The sequence below is a fragment of the Synechococcus sp. UW179A genome (genome assembly GCF_900473965.1).
Lineage (GTDB): Bacteria > Cyanobacteriota > Cyanobacteriia > PCC-6307 > Cyanobiaceae > Synechococcus_C.
Window position 1 is genome coordinate 70,669 of sequence record NZ_UCNJ01000005.1, and the last position, 14,059, is coordinate 84,727.

General features: G+C 59.1%; 14 protein-coding genes. 6 read left to right on the top strand and 8 right to left on the bottom strand.

Annotated features, from left to right (window positions below):
• Nucleotides 1-41: 41 nt before the first annotated feature.
• The gene (locus tag DXY31_RS02630) at nt 42-1,121 is read left to right on the top strand and encodes an ABC transporter ATP-binding protein (protein ID WP_244279466.1); all 1,080 of its coding nucleotides are present in this window, start codon (nt 42-44) and stop codon (nt 1,119-1,121) included.
• A gap of 7 nt (nt 1,122-1,128) precedes the next feature.
• Here DXY31_RS02630 and gloB read toward each other — a convergent pair whose 3' ends face one another.
• Nucleotides 1,129-1,893, bottom strand: a complete 765-nt coding sequence (gene gloB / locus DXY31_RS02635; protein WP_114991795.1) for a hydroxyacylglutathione hydrolase — start codon at nt 1,891-1,893, stop codon at nt 1,129-1,131.
• Between the two features lie 29 nt (nt 1,894-1,922).
• Between gloB and hisG the strand changes: the two genes are divergently transcribed.
• Together hisG and DXY31_RS02645 are read left to right on the top strand one after the other, a co-directional pair.
• Nucleotides 1,923-2,576 carry an ATP phosphoribosyltransferase gene (gene hisG / locus DXY31_RS02640; RefSeq protein WP_114991924.1) on the top strand — a complete coding sequence of 218 codons (654 nt, stop codon included), beginning with the start codon at nt 1,923-1,925 and terminating at the stop codon, nt 2,574-2,576.
• The gene (locus DXY31_RS02645) at nt 2,576-4,417 is read left to right on the top strand and encodes an ABC transporter ATP-binding protein (RefSeq protein WP_114991798.1); all 1,842 of its coding nucleotides are present in this window, start codon (nt 2,576-2,578) and stop codon (nt 4,415-4,417) included. Before hisG ends, DXY31_RS02645 begins: the two co-directional genes overlap by 1 nt.
• Here DXY31_RS02645 and DXY31_RS02650 read toward each other — a convergent pair.
• Nucleotides 4,390-5,145, bottom strand: a complete 756-nt coding sequence (locus DXY31_RS02650; protein WP_114991801.1) for an alpha/beta fold hydrolase — start codon at nt 5,143-5,145, stop codon at nt 4,390-4,392. The genes DXY31_RS02645 and DXY31_RS02650 overlap by 28 nt on opposite strands.
• A gap of 117 nt (nt 5,146-5,262) precedes the next feature.
• Here DXY31_RS02650 and DXY31_RS02655 point away from each other — a divergent pair, with 117 nt between their 5' ends.
• The gene (locus DXY31_RS02655; RefSeq protein WP_114991927.1) at nt 5,263-5,727 is read left to right on the top strand and encodes a GNAT family N-acetyltransferase; all 465 of its coding nucleotides are present in this window, start codon (nt 5,263-5,265) and stop codon (nt 5,725-5,727) included.
• Here the strand turns inward: DXY31_RS02655 and DXY31_RS02660 are convergent.
• The 3 genes from DXY31_RS02660 to DXY31_RS02670 are packed head-to-tail and all read right to left on the bottom strand — an operon-like array spanning nt 5,697 to nt 8,226.
• A complete protein-coding gene (locus DXY31_RS02660) occupies nt 5,697-6,422 on the bottom strand; it encodes a TIGR04283 family arsenosugar biosynthesis glycosyltransferase (protein ID WP_114991929.1) in 726 nt (241 codons plus the stop codon). The genes DXY31_RS02655 and DXY31_RS02660 overlap by 31 nt on opposite strands.
• Nucleotides 6,419-7,045, bottom strand: a complete 627-nt coding sequence (locus DXY31_RS02665) for a TIGR04282 family arsenosugar biosynthesis glycosyltransferase (RefSeq protein ID WP_114991804.1) — start codon at nt 7,043-7,045, stop codon at nt 6,419-6,421. Before DXY31_RS02665 ends, DXY31_RS02660 begins: the two co-directional genes overlap by 4 nt.
• A gap of 20 nt (nt 7,046-7,065) precedes the next feature.
• A complete protein-coding gene (locus DXY31_RS02670) occupies nt 7,066-8,226 on the bottom strand; it encodes a trypsin-like peptidase domain-containing protein (RefSeq protein WP_114991806.1) in 1,161 nt (386 codons plus the stop codon).
• A 53-nt stretch (nt 8,227-8,279) separates the two neighbouring features.
• Between DXY31_RS02670 and dnaA the strand changes: the two genes are divergently transcribed.
• The gene (gene dnaA, locus DXY31_RS02675; protein ID WP_244279468.1) at nt 8,280-9,707 is read left to right on the top strand and encodes a chromosomal replication initiator protein DnaA; all 1,428 of its coding nucleotides are present in this window, start codon (nt 8,280-8,282) and stop codon (nt 9,705-9,707) included.
• A 26-nt stretch (nt 9,708-9,733) separates the two neighbouring features.
• Here the strand turns inward: dnaA and DXY31_RS02680 are convergent, their stop codons facing one another.
• Both DXY31_RS02680 and DXY31_RS02685 read right to left on the bottom strand, forming a co-directional pair.
• Nucleotides 9,734-10,261 (bottom strand): DUF2808 domain-containing protein, encoded by a 528-nt coding sequence (locus tag DXY31_RS02680; protein ID WP_114991933.1) that lies wholly within the window; start codon nt 10,259-10,261, stop codon nt 9,734-9,736.
• Between the two features lie 66 nt (nt 10,262-10,327).
• The gene (locus tag DXY31_RS02685) at nt 10,328-10,978 is read right to left on the bottom strand and encodes a ParB-like protein (RefSeq protein ID WP_244279470.1); all 651 of its coding nucleotides are present in this window, start codon (nt 10,976-10,978) and stop codon (nt 10,328-10,330) included.
• A gap of 135 nt (nt 10,979-11,113) precedes the next feature.
• Here DXY31_RS02685 and gorA point away from each other — a divergent pair, with 135 nt between their 5' ends.
• Complete coding sequence (gorA, locus tag DXY31_RS02690) at nt 11,114-12,475, top strand: glutathione-disulfide reductase (RefSeq protein ID WP_114991812.1); 1,362 nt, start codon at nt 11,114-11,116, stop codon at nt 12,473-12,475.
• A gap of 58 nt (nt 12,476-12,533) precedes the next feature.
• On the opposite strand, the gene DXY31_RS02695 is transcribed toward gorA, so the two are convergent.
• Nucleotides 12,534-14,024 carry a GMC oxidoreductase gene (locus DXY31_RS02695; RefSeq protein ID WP_114991815.1) on the bottom strand — a complete coding sequence of 497 codons (1,491 nt, stop codon included), beginning with the start codon at nt 14,022-14,024 and terminating at the stop codon, nt 12,534-12,536.
• Nucleotides 14,025-14,059: the final 35 nt, after the last annotated feature.

Here is a 14,059-nt window from a genome sequence, read left to right on the forward strand (position 1 = left end):
AAGGGCATCACAATGGGGCTGCATTTTCGCGCTTCGTGTCGATGGAGTCCCTTCCGGTCGAGATCGACGGTCTGTGGCACAGCTATGACCCTTCCGGTGCTGACTGGACTCTCCAGGACATCAACCTCGGACTACAGAGCGGAGAACTGGTGGGATTGCTGGGGCCCTCCGGTTGCGGCAAGACCACGCTTCTGAGACTGATCGCCGGTTTTGAGCGTCCCATTCGAGGCAACATCCGCCTTCACGGCCAGGAGGTGGCCAGCCCTCAGCTTTCGGTGGCAGCTGAACGACGTGGAGTCGGCATGGTGTTTCAGGACTATGCCCTGTTTCCTCATCTGAATGCCTGGTCCAATACCTGTTTCGGTCTTCGCCGAGGGCAGGACAGTGCCCGGGCGGCATGGCTGCTGGAGCTGTTGGGCCTGGAACAGCTGAAGGAGCGCTATCCCCATGAACTATCAGGGGGGCAGCGTCAACGTTTGGCTCTTGCCAGAGCCCTGGCCCCGGCACCGTCTGTGGTCCTGCTGGATGAGCCTTTCTCCAATCTTGATGTGGAGGTGCGTCTTCGTCTGCGCAGTGAACTGCCTTCCGTTCTGAGTGCCTGCAACGCCAGTGGTGTGCTGGTCACCCATGATCCGGAGGAGGCCCTGGCGATCTGCAGTCGGGTGGCCGTTCTGCGCGATGGGCGTCTACATCAGTGCGCCAGTCCCAAGGAGCTGGTGGAGTCACCGGCAACCCCCTTTGTGGGCAGTTTCGTGCTGCAGCGCAACGTCCTGCCCGTCTGGAACGATGCCGCCGGCGGCTGCCTGCGCTGCCCCCTGGGTGACCTTGAAAGACCCGGTGATCTTCCGGCCGATTCCCTTCCCGAGGAAGCAACGGTTCTGGTCGCACCCGAAGCGATCACACTTCACAAGGATTCCGGCGGGGAAGGTGAGGTCGTTGGCCGGGAGTTCCTCGGCCACAGCTGGATGTACAGAGTGAAGAGCGGTGATCGTCAGTTACGGCTGCTGAGACCTTTAACCGAGGACTATGAACGGGGCCAAAACTGCCATTTGCGCTTGCAGCCAGGGTCATCCGTTCTGCTGCATCCACAGCGTCGAGCTCTGCTGAGCCTTGCGAGTTGAGATTTGGTCAGCCTGTCCAGCTGTCCTTGTGAAGCCTTAGTTCACCCAGTTCCTGGGCTGAACATGCACGCAGAAACAAGTTGGTGCGTCGCTCCTCACCCATGGTGCTGGGCAGTGAAAGATCACCACGTCTGCGCAGTTCGCTAACGCTGCTCAGCCGTTCGGCGATGGCCTGATCATCTGGTCTCAGAGCGTGGGCCCAGCGCAGATTGCCTTCGGTGTACTCGTGAGCGCAATGCACGACGGTGTCGTCCTGAAGATCCTGCAACTGCTTCAGGGCCAGGTGCATGTCCTCGGCTGATCCTTCGAACAGGCGTCCACAACCTGCCCCGAACAGGGTGTCGCCACAGAACAACACAGGCGTCGGAAGCTCCGGTGAGCACCCCTGTGGCAGGACATAAGCCAGATGTGCCCTGGTGTGGGCTTTCACGTCGATCACCGTGACGGGCTGTCCCAGAAGCTCGAGCTGCATGCCCGGCTCGACCGACACCGTTTGGAAAGGAATCCGCTGCTGATCGGCGGCGGCTGCGATCACCGAAGCCGAAGGCCATTGGCGCAACAGATCGGGAGTGCCGCCGATGTGGTCTGCGTGGTGATGGGTTTGCAGGACAGCTGTGAGTTCCAGCTTGCGATCCACCAGCCATTGCCTTACTGGTTCGGCAATGGCTGGATCGACCACCACGGCCTCTCGTCCCCTTGCCCAGATCCAGACGACGTTGTCCTGCAGGACCGGCAGTGGCTTGATTCCGTCTCTCTGACAGGGGTGGCCCATCGTTAAAGTTTTGGGCGATGCAAGCTTCCATGATCACCGTTGCACTGGCCAAGGGCGCGCTGCTGCGTGAGTCCGTGGAACGTTTCAAGCTTGCGGATCTTGATTTCTCGGCAGTTCTGGATCCCGACAACCGCCAGCTGATGGTGCCTTCGGTTTGTGGTCGGGCTCGAGCCCTGTTGGTCCGCAACGGTGATGTGCCGGTTTATGTGGCCTATGGGCAGGCTCAGCTCGGTGTGGTCGGTTACGACGTGCTGCGCGAGCACCAGATGCCTGTGGCGCATCTAGTCGACCTCGGTTTCGGGGGCTGTCGCCTGTCTGTTTGTGTCAAGTCCAGCAGTGGTTACCGGAGAGCCACCGACCTACCGCCGCATTGCCGTGTGGCCAGCAAATTCACCCGTTGTGCCCGGCAGTATTTCGATTCAATTGATCTCCCGGTTGAGCTTGTTCACCTCACTGGATCCGTGGAGCTTGGCCCGATCACCGGGATCGCAGAGGCGATTGTTGACCTGGTTGCCACAGGGCGAACTCTTAAGGACAACGGTCTGGTGGCGATTGAGGACCTCTTCCACACCACTGCCAGGCTCGTGGGCCATCCGCTTTCGCTGCGTTTGGATCAGGGAGAGCTTCAACAGGTCATCGAGACGATGGATGCTCCCGAAAGGAAGATGGTGAGCACGACCTGATGGCCGGCACCGATCTTCAGCGCATCAGTCAGCTGGGGCGTTATCTCGGACGCGACCGTCGTCGTCTGATGCTCACCTTGATTTTGCTGATTCCGGTGGCGTTCGCTAGCGCGATCCAACCGCTGCTTGTCGGTCAGGCTATCTCGATCCTGCGCACCGTGTCGGGTGCCACCAATGAGGCCGTCGCTCCAATTCTTCAGCCGCTGGACAGCACGTTGGCGATCCGGCTGATCATTGCTGCTCTGCTGATTTCTGTGCTGGTGCGTCTGGCTCTTCAAGGAGTGCAGACCTACAACATCCAATCGGTGGGCCAGCGACTCACCGCCAGAATTCGTCGTGATCTCTTCGCCCATGCGATGGATCTCTCCCTTCGGTTTCATGACCGAATGCCTGTGGGCAAGTTGCTCACACGTCTCACCAGTGATGTCGATGCGTTGGCTGAGGTATTCAGCACCGGGGCTGTTGGTGTGTTGAGCGATCTGGTCACGCTCACCGTGATCGCGGTGACGATGTTGCTGATCGAGTGGCGACTCGGGCTTCTGCTGCTTGTATCCCAGGTTCCTGTAACGCTGATTGTGCTCTGGCTGCAGGCGCGCTACCGAAAAGCAAATTACCGGGTGCGTGAGGAACTTTCACAGCTGAATGCAGATTTTCAGGAAAATCTCCAGGGCCTAGACGTGGTTCAGATGTTTCGTCGTGAGGCCTTCAACGGAGCCCGTTTCCAACGAACCGGCTTGGCCTATCGCGAGGCAGTGAATGGAACGATTTTGTTTGACAGCAGCATCTCCGCATTCCTGGAGTGGGTTTCCCTTGGTGCGGTGGCGATTGTGCTGGCTCTGGGGGGCTGGATGGTCACCTCAGGGGCCATGGGGCTAGGCATCCTCACAACGTTCATTCTCTTTTCGCAAAGACTGTTTGATCCACTGCGTCAGATGGCTGAGCGGTTTACTCAGATTCAGGGTGGTTTGACTGCTGTTGAGCGAATCGGAGAACTGCTCGAGGAGCCACTGGAAATTCGGGATCACACCCTTGCGGGCCCTGCCCACTCTCAGGAATCACCAGCTGAGGGTGTGTCAGCTCCGCTTCAGGTCATGCCGACCTCCTGCGGCGAAGTGGTGTTTGAAGGTGTTCACTTCGCCTATCGACCTGATGAGCCAATTCTTCAGGATCTGAGCTTCCGACTTGCTCCCGGTGAACATGTGGCTCTGGTGGGCCCCACGGGTTCAGGAAAGACCACCGTCATCCGCTTGCTTTGCAGGCTCTATGAGCCTCAGCAGGGCCGCATTCTTCTCGATGGACGCGATATCCGCAGCCTCTCCCTGCCGGATCTGCGTCGACAGCTTGGGGTGGTTCTGCAGGACACCTTTCTGTTCAGTGGCAGCGTCGGCGACAACCTTCGTCTCGACCAGGAGATCGATGACAAGCATCTCAAGGAGGTTTGCAGGGATCTCGGCCTCAATGCACTCCTTGGGAGGCTTCCTCAGGGGCTCGACACTGAACTGCGAGAGCGTGGGGGCAACCTCAGCTCCGGTGAACGCCAGCTGCTCGCGGTTGCACGGGTGGCGATCCGTAATCCCAATGTGCTCGTGATGGACGAAGCCACCGCTTTCATGGATCCTTCCACTGAAGCAACTTTGCAAAGAGATCTTGACCGCTTGCTTGAACGAAGAACCGCCGTGGTGATTGCTCACCGTTTAGCCACCGTTGAAGCAGCGGATCGGATCCTCGTATTGCGACGTGGCCGTTTGATTGAGCAAGGAACCCACCTGCAATTGCGTGCGCAAGGCGGTCTTTATGCCGAACTCGCTGAACTTCAGGAACGGGGCCTCGCCAAGCTCTGATCCTCAACCCAACTAGAGAGGATGTCGCTCAGAACGTCCGGCTTTTCTCGCATGGGTAGATGGCCACAACCAGTGATCTGGCGATAGTCATGACCAGGGCTGTAAGCCGCAAGATGACGCACATAGCCAGGCTCCATCACCTGATCGTTGTCCCCACTGATCCAGAGGCTTTCGACTCCCAGATCCGACACCAATCCAGGTAAATCTCGAACCGCGCCCCTGCTGGTGCTGTTCACCAGCAGTCCACGGGCAGCCCGACGTTCGGCCTTGAACGGTCCCAGCGCTCCTATGGGAGCCGGCAGCTGAGCAATGGCATCGGGTCGCAGCTCCAGAATCAGCCTCCCGAAGCTGCGCAGTCGGCGAAAGGGTCGCGGCTGATAGATCCCTCCTCCCGCTGCCAGCAGAACAACGCCCATCAACCCCTTCTGTTTCTGTTGCCGCAGATGTGCTTCGGCATGCAGCACCACGCTGCCGCCAAGGGAATGGCCCAACAGCACGAAGGGTCGCCCCTGCGCCTTTTGAACGGCTTCCACCGCCAGCCAGCGGCCATAGGCCGACAGGTTGGGAAGCAATCCTGAGGGGCGCTCCGCATCACCGAAACCCGGCAGGTCAGGACACCAGAGCTCGATCTCTGGGTGGCGCTCTCTCCAGCATGCGGCGAAAGGCGACCAGACCTGCTTGCTCAAAAGCCACCCATGTACAGCAATCAGTAGTTGATTTGCAGGCATCGGCCCAGAACTTGCCCCCCCACCTTGCCGCCCTCTGCGCCTTCCGTGCGCCAGGATCGTGACACTGCAGCATCGTCAGTGATCGACGACCCTTCCCTAACGCCAGAGACACTGCAAATGATGTACGGCGATCAGGCGAAGCTGTGCGCGACCCCAGCCAGCCAGCTCACTCTGGTGTTCAGTCAGCACCGCCCTTTTGATCTAGTAGAGCTGGAGCAGCTGCTTGAGGCGGTGGGCTGGAGCCGACGACCTGTACGACGGGTTCGCAAGGCGCTCGATAACAGCCTGATTCGAGTAGGCCTCTGGCGTCACGATGCCAGGATTCCACGCCTTGTGGGCTTTGCGCGCTGTACAGGCGACGGGGTGCTGGAGGCGACCATCTGGGATGTTGCTGTTCATCCTCTTTACCAGGGCTCCGGGCTCGGCAGTCAGCTGATGGATTACATCCTTGATGCCCTGCGTGCACTCGGGACTGAACGCGCCACGTTGTTCGCCGACCCAGGGGTCCTGCCCTTTTACAAACGTCTGGGTTGGGACCTTGAGCCCAATGGTCACCGCTGTGGTTTCTGGTACGCGAACTGAGTTTCGTAGTAAGCAGCGGCTAGCCCTTCTGCGGATTCGCCCTGTTTCCATCGTCTGCGCAGTCGTGCATTGCGCCAGCTGCGCCGCAACACCCCGTCGCTCTGCCAACGTCGTCCATCGGTGGTCAGCGGCAGACCGATGCGCTTGAGATCAGCGATGCGGCTCAGGCGCTCCACCAGATCCAGATCTTCCATCAGCGGCAGCTCAGCAAAGCCGCCGCAACGGTGATAAAGCTCGCGATGTAGCAACAGTCCCTGATCGCCATAGGGACGCTGCAGCCAGCGGCTGCGCAAGGCCACAGCTTGCTCCAGCAGACGTCGCGCCGCAGTGGAGGGCGTGATTTGAAAATCGAAATACCAGGCTGCAACTGCTGCGGAAGAGGTTTGCAGCAGCGGGCTAACCGACCCGAACCATTGATCGGGCAGGCGACTGTCTGCGTGGAGGAACAGCAGCCATTCGCCACGTGCCTCAGCCGCTGCGGTGCGCAGTTGGCGGCCCCGGCCAGGGGGATGAACTTTGACCAGCTGAGCACCTGTCAGGTTTGCGATCTCTGGCGTGGCATCGCTGCTGCCGCCATCAGCCAGCAAGATCTCCAGTTCGCTCCCAGCACGTTGCAGGTCGGCAAGCAGCAATGGCAGTCGTGTTGCCTCATTCAGGCAGGGAATCACCACACTCAGCGACGCTGATCTGTTCATGCCAGCCATGCCTCCAGATCTTCGAGTTGGTCGATGTCATTGCGCGCGTCGAGCTGCGCGGGTGTCAGACCGCGCTGGCAGGCTCGCTGCCAAGTGAGGCGCAAGACCTGGTCGCTACCCCATGGGATCGAATGAAAGGGCCAGCGGGGTGCTCCCGGTGCTGTTGCCCCAAGACCGAACAGCCAGTAACCACCATCCAGTGACGGTCCGATCACTAGTGGAGAGTGGCGCAGACTCTCGATGGCCCTGATCAGGTCTCTTGCAGCCAGGTCGGGAAGATCCGTGCCGATCAGGATGACCGAAGCACCGGGATCAACGGAACGTGCCCTCAGCACCTCCCTGCGCATGCGGTTGCCAAGGTCTCCTCGCCCCTGTGCGCTGATGCTCGCCTCAGGAACAGAGGCGAGCCAGCGGCGCCAGGCTCGAGGGCCGGCACCGCTGATGGCAATGTGGAGTCGCAGCTTGCCATCCCTGGCGAGACCTTGGGCCACTGTCAGGGTGTGACTGATCAGCCGAGCCTGTATCCCTGCCGCATGCGCGCAACCCAGCGTGCGAGCAAGGCGACGTTTGCAACGCCCGCTGGCAGGCCAGCGGGTCATCACCACCAGAATGGGCTTGGTCATCGGATCAGCCCCGCAAAGGACTACTGCTGTCGGGGAAGTTCTTCAGGTTTCACCATCAGCTCGATGCTGTCACCATCGCGCTCCACAAGGATGGGCATGGCCTGGCCGACGCGCCCTCGGTCGACGGCTAACTGCACTTGGGAAGGGTCCTGCACTTTGGTGCCGTCCACTTCTCGGATCAGGTCACAGGGGCGGATACCTCCCGCCGCTGCAGGACTGTTCTCCACCACATCGATCACCACCACGCCGTTCAATTCAGGCACTTTGCACAGATTGCTGTTGGCAGCGGCATTGATCTCCTTGGCGAGCTGGGGTGTCAGGCTCTGGAGCCGGACACCGATGAAGGGGTGAGAGGCCTGGCCGGTGCTGATGATCTGCTGGGCGATCCGTTTGGCCAGATTGATCGGGATGGCAAAACTTAGGCCGGCTCCGGGGGCCTTTTTGATAGCGGTATTGATGCCGATCACCTGGCCAGCGGCGTTGATCAGCGGCCCGCCGCTATTGCCTGGATTTACGGCGGCATCCGTCTGGATGTAAGGCACTCTCTGCCCCTCTCCGATGGCGTTGGTGCGATCCACGGCGCTGATAATCCCAGCAGTCACCGTGTTGTTCAGGCCGAGGGGGTTGCCGATGGCGATGGCCCATTCACCGGGGCTGAGATTGTTGGAATTGCCGAGGGGAGCGACCGGTAATTTGTCAGCAACCACACGCACCACAGCGATATCCGTGAGAGGGTCACTTCCGAGAACGCGACCGCTGAAGCTGCGACCGTCGGGCAGCGTCACCGAGACTTGATCCGCACCCTCCACAACATGTGCGTTCGTGAAGATCAGGCCATCGGAACGTGTGATGAATCCGGATCCCTGTCCTGCCTGCTGCTGGATCGGTGCTCTGCCGCCAAATAAATTGCCGAGCGGATTGACCACGCGCTTCACCGTGTCGATCCGCACCACTGAGGGGCCAACCCGATCCACAGCTTCAACAATGATGTTTTTCCCCGGTTGAAGGGGCGCTGAGCGGGGCCCATCGCTCACCTCCGGCAAAGGGTCGCTGGCAGGGGTCTGATCCAGTCCTATGCGCTGCTTCCAGGCGGTTCCGCAGCCGCTGAGACTTGAGCCGATGATGCCGACGCCGATGAGCGTGAGTGCTCGCTGCAGGGGGCGCTGGATGGCGGAGGCCATGAAGATGTGTGATGTCGTCAGCACCTCATTAAAGACGGACTGATCGGCCTGAGGTGCGTAGATTCAGCCACCGTGAATCGGAGGATGCAGTGCTGACGGGCAGTGAGCTTTGGAGCAAGGTTCAGCAGGCCCTTCAGAGCAACCTCAGCAAGCCAACTTTCGAGACCTGGATCCGCCCTGCCCAGTGCAGCGGATTCCGGGAAGGGACTCTCACATTGCTGGCGCCCAACAGCTTTGCCAGCAATTGGCTGCGCAAGAACTACGCGAGCACCATCGCTGATGTGGCTGGTGAAATCATTGGTCAGCCTGTGACGGTGTCGGTTCTGGCGCGTGATGCCGAGGAACCCCAGGCAGGTTCGACACCTGAAGCTGTCATGCCGGCAGCTTCAGCAGCAGTGGTGCCGTCTCCGCTGGCACCGCCAACCCCTGGGACCAGGACGCCCCGTCGTCTGCCGGGATTGAACATGCGTTACGTGTTCAATCGATTCGTTGTGGGGCCCAACAGCCGCATGGCCCATGCTGCTGCCCTTGCTGTTGCAGAGGCTCCTGGACGAGAATTCAATCCGCTGTTCATCTGTGGAGGTGTCGGCCTCGGCAAGACCCACCTCATGCAGGCCATCGGCCACTACCGCCTCGAGATTGATCCTGAGTCCAAGGTGTTTTATGTCTCCACCGAGACCTTCACCAACGACCTGATCGTGGCAATCCGCAAAGACGGCATGCAGGCCTTTCGCGATCGTTATCGGGCCGCTGATCTCATCCTTGTGGATGACATCCAGTTCATCGAGGGTAAGGAATACACCCAGGAAGAGTTCTTCCATACCTTCAACGCTCTGCACGAGGCAGGCCGACAGATCGTGATCGCCAGCGATCGTCCCCCCAGCCAGATCCCTCGACTGCAGGAACGTCTGATCTCGCGCTTCTCCATGGGTTTGATCGCTGACATCCAGGCCCCGGATCTTGAGACGCGAATGGCGATTCTGCAGAAAAAGGCGGAACAGGAACGTGTTTCCCTGCCCAGGGATCTGATTCAGTACATCTCAGGTCGTTTCACCTCCAACATCCGCGAACTGGAAGGTGCGCTAACGAGGGCGGTCGCTTTCTCCTCAATCACCGGGATGCCAATGACGGTTGAATCCGTTGCGCCCATGCTCGATCCCAGTGGTCAGGGTGTCGATGTCACACCTCAGCAGGTGATCAACAAGGTGTCGGAGGTCTTCGGGGTGACTGCTGATGACATGCGCAGCAGCAGTCGTCGCCGGGCGGTTAGTCAGGCCCGGCAGGTTGGCATGTTCCTGATGCGTCAGGGCACCGGGCTCAGCCTGCCGCGGATTGGTGAAACCTTTGGTGGAAAGGATCACACCACGGTGATGTATGCCATTGAGCAGGTGGAGAAGAAGCTCGGTACTGATCCTCAGCTGGCCAGTCAGGTGCAGAGGGTGCGTGATCTGCTGCAGATCGATTCACGCCGAAAGCGTTGAGGGTTTTCGTTTCGCTGCCTCCATCCTCAGTACACGGGCTCAAAGATTTCCATCTGAACCACGCCCACCATCTGATGGATCGGATTCGGCCCTGCAGGAATGGCCGTCAGCGAAAAGGTGTAGATGTCATCCGGTGGGTTCACGCCTGCCTGAAAGGCGATCGTGACGGTCTCTCCAGGGGGCACCGCTGTGTCGAATCTGATGTCGACAGAGCGTGCGTCATTGCTGAATTCCGCCTTGACTTCAATGGATTTCCCTTCACGACGTGGAGTGCCGATGAAGGCCTTGACCGGCACGGCTCCGTAATAGAAAGCGGCCTGGGCGCCACGGATCTGCTGAAGGTTGATTCCTCCCAGATCGGCACCAGCGCCCTCTGGGAAGTCCAGAGTCACGTAGTAAACGGCGCAGCACTCGAAGGCGTACCACCGGTAGTTGGTGAGTTTTGCCTGCGTCGGCACTGTCACAAAACTGGTTTGGCCATTAATCTCAAGGGCTTTTGCAGTTGATGTTGTGATCAGTACAGCTGCGGCCAGGGTTGAAGTCAGAAGACGCATGGGCGGGGCTTGATTCGTGGATCCTCGTTGCACTGTGCAGTGGTGCAGACAACACCTCTTCATCGTTCAGCTCTTCCCGGTCCAGCCGGCCAGATGAGCGGCAGCTCGCGACTGAGCCAGCCTTCGGGATGCCGGCAGAGCCGGCTCCAGTTGCGAGGAACTGAACGGAGGCAGAGGGCGGGTTCGTAGCCATGCCCCCCAGCGAAACTCGTGATAAGGGATCAGCCGCTGTGGCTTGATCAGACCCTCCTTCTTGAGTTTCCAAACGAGGCTTCGATAGGGATCGTCCTCGAGGCCCAGCAATGACTGGGGCAGCTTGGAGGGTTCCCAGGGCCCATTGCCGCGTCCGTCATGGAGATAGAGCCAGCCCCGATCCTGCAGGGCCAGCAGGGCTGCATGGCGGTTGTCGCTGTCAAGCTCAGCAATCACGTAGCCATAGGTGGTGACATTGGGGTCCATCTCCAGCAGTGCTCTCAGACGGTGGTGTCGATCCACCATCCAGAGCTCTCCGAGGAGGTTGCGTACCAAGGGCACCGGCTTGCCGCGCAGATACTCGAGCCGTTCTTTGCTGCTTTCCTGACTGAAGTCTTTCTGACGACTCCGCACTTCCGCAAGCCCGACGCACATCTGTGTGGGCTGGAGATCTTTCACACTGACTTCGATCAGACTGTGGTCATCGTCATGATCAGGAATCCGGTCGTAGCGAGGCAGATGCACACTGGACTCCAGGTCTCGACGGATCTAACCCTATGCGGATCCCACAAATTGATTGGTTTGCTGATCCTGATCGCACCCTGAGAAGAGCTGCAAACCAGACCCATCAGAATGCCTGGTAGTTGAGCGTCAGTTGCTGTGGACCAGTCGTTTGATCTTGTGGTGCTCGGAGCCGGTTCAGGTGGCCTGGCGGCCGCCAAGCGGGCGGCACGTCATGGTGCTCGCGTGGCCATCGTGGAAGGGGATCGGGTTGGCGGCACCTGCGTGATTAGGGGGTGCGTCCCCAAGAAACTGCTGGTCTACGGATCCCAGATGGCTGAGCAGATGAAGGAGGCCTCCAGTTACGGCGTCCATCCGTCTGAGGTCCGGATTGATTCAGCCCAGTTGCTGGCGAATGTGCGAGCTGAGGTGGATCGCCTCAATGCCATGCATATTGACTTTTTGGCGAAGGCCGAAGTCACTCTGATCAAAGGTTGGGCACGGTTTGAGGATGACCATCACATCCTTGTCTCCGCTGATCCCGGTGGTGCTCCAGAGCAACGCCTGCATGCAGAGAGGGTTCTGATCGGTGTCGGCGGCCGCCCTCAGCGGCCTGATATTCCAGGAGTTGAGTTGGGCTGGGTCAGCGACGACATGTTTCTGCTCGAGCGTTTCCCGGAGCGCATGGTTGTGGTGGGTGCCGGCTTCATCGCCTGCGAATTCGCCGGCATTCTCAGTGGCCTTGGTGTCGAAGTGACACAGCTGGTGCGTCGCGAGCATCTATTGCGCGGTTTTGATGCCGAACTTGCAGCTGTTGTGCAGGAGGGTATGGCTGAGAAAGGTGTGAATGTGCAATTCTCCACAGGCCCTGAAGCGATTGAGGGAAAGCCGGGAGACCTGGTTGTGCAAACCAATCGCGGCGATCGAATCGCCTGCGGAGGGGTGCTGCTGGCTACTGGAAGACGACCCTTTCTGCAGGGTCTCAACCTCGATGCTGCGGGAGTGACGATCCAGGGCAATCGCATTCCCGTTGATGCTGATCAGCGCACCAATGTGCCCCATGTGTTCGCTGTTGGTGATGTGACCGATCGCATCTGCCTCACTCCAGTGGCGATTGATGAAGGTCGCGCCTTCGCAGACAGCGTCTACGGAGACCGTCCGCGACAGGTGGACCATCAATTGGTGGCCAGTGCCGTATTTAGTCAGCCGGAGTTGGCGACGGTGGGATTGTCGGAGGAAGACGCCATCGCCCAATACGGCCCCGATGGGGTGGTGATGTATCGGGCCCGCTTCCGCTCCATGGCTCAGGCCTTACCCAAGCGTGGCCCGCGCTGCCTGCTCAAGCTGGTGCTCGAGGTTGAAACTGAGCGCGTGCTGGGCTGTCACATGGTCGGTGAACATGCTGCAGAGATCATTCAGATGGCGGCGATCGCCGTTGGGATGAGGGCGACCAAGTCAGATTTTGATCGCACGATGGCTCTGCATCCCACAGTCTCGGAAGAATTCGTGACTATGGGCTGATCACGTCAGAACTGATTCAGGATGAGCTGATCAGCTCACAGTGGGAGCCGTCTCTGGATCAGTTCTGAAGTCTCTGATGAAGAGTATCTGCCATTCGTAGTGCCAAGGCGATAGTGGTGAGACCAGGCCCCACGCTTGGGCAACTCGGGAACACACTGCTGTCGGCGATATAGACGTTGTCGAGTTCATGGCACTTTCCTGTTGCATCCACCACCGATGCGACAGGGTCATCCCCCATGCGGCAGGTGCCGCATGCAAAACCCACCACGCTGAGAGGTGCTTCTCCACGAGGATGAACTGGTTCTGACGTCACCACGTTGGTGCCCGGGTCGGCTTCAACGGCCTTGAGAGTGTCGATCCACCGGTAAACCAGTCGATCATGAGCTTCACGGTTGTTGTGGAGATAATTGATGCGGATCTGGTCCTTGTTAAGCCACACCTTGTTCTCCTGATCAGGAAGAACCTCGCTCATGGCCCACCATGCCACTGTGCGGGAAGCAAGGCGCTTGATGCCGAAATTGGGGATTAGTTTGCTGACAAGAGAGAGGACAGGTGGTGATTCAGCAAATAGAGCGTCCTGAAGAACACCTCCAGCAGCTTGAATATGCCCTAATGGAAAACTCACATTTTTGTCTCCCCAGTAGTAGTCGTTCACTCCGTAAGACCGTGCGTAGAGGCCGCTGTTGGGTGCTGCGGAACGTTGCAGGATTGATGTGATTTGAACGTTCATTAGGTTTCTGCCCACCTGGTCCGACTTGTTGCTTAGACCGCGAGGGTGACGTTCATTGCCGGATCGCAGCAGAATGGCAGGTGTGTTGATCGCACCTGCTGCCAGCACGACTAGATCGGAGGAAAACAACCAGATTTCTCCGTCCACATCCGCCTCCACCTTCTTCACCTCACGTCCGCTTGGACTCACATGCAGCCTTAGAGCTTTTGCCTTGTAGCGGATCTCTAGATTGCTGGTATCGGCATTCGCTAGTCCGCAGAGCTCCGCATCACCCACTGGGCTTTCTTCATTGTCTGACCAGCTGAGAGGTAGGTCATAAGGTTGACAACCCTGGCGCAGAAGCCCATCCCGCAGTTCTTCCAGGAATGGCAACACCGGGCGCGGTGAACGTTCAAATCCTTTGCTGCGTGTCGGTTCTGTGGGATCAACGCCAGCTTTGCCATGAACCCGATAAATCGTCTCAGCCTGGTCGTAGTACGGCGCTAAATGGTTGTAATCGAAGGGCCATGCCGGCGAAACTCCCTCTTGCAACGGCAGATCGATGAAATCCTTTTCGCGCATGCGCTCGAGCACGGCTCCCCAGATTTTGGTATTTCCGCCGAGGGCGTAAAAAGTTTGGGGTGAAAAGGGATCCCCATCAGGCCCAAACCAAAGTTCATCTTTGACACGCGGACGCTTTTGCCAACCCGCTTCCACGGCTTCTCCTCGCTCGAGTAAAAGCACACTGCGTCCTTCGCGGCTGAGGGAACCCGCCAGAGTGCCTCCTCCTGCACCACTCCCGATGATGATGATGTCGTAATGGCGGTCGTCGATGATCATGGGTGGCTGATGTCGTTGAGAACTGAGTGATTCAG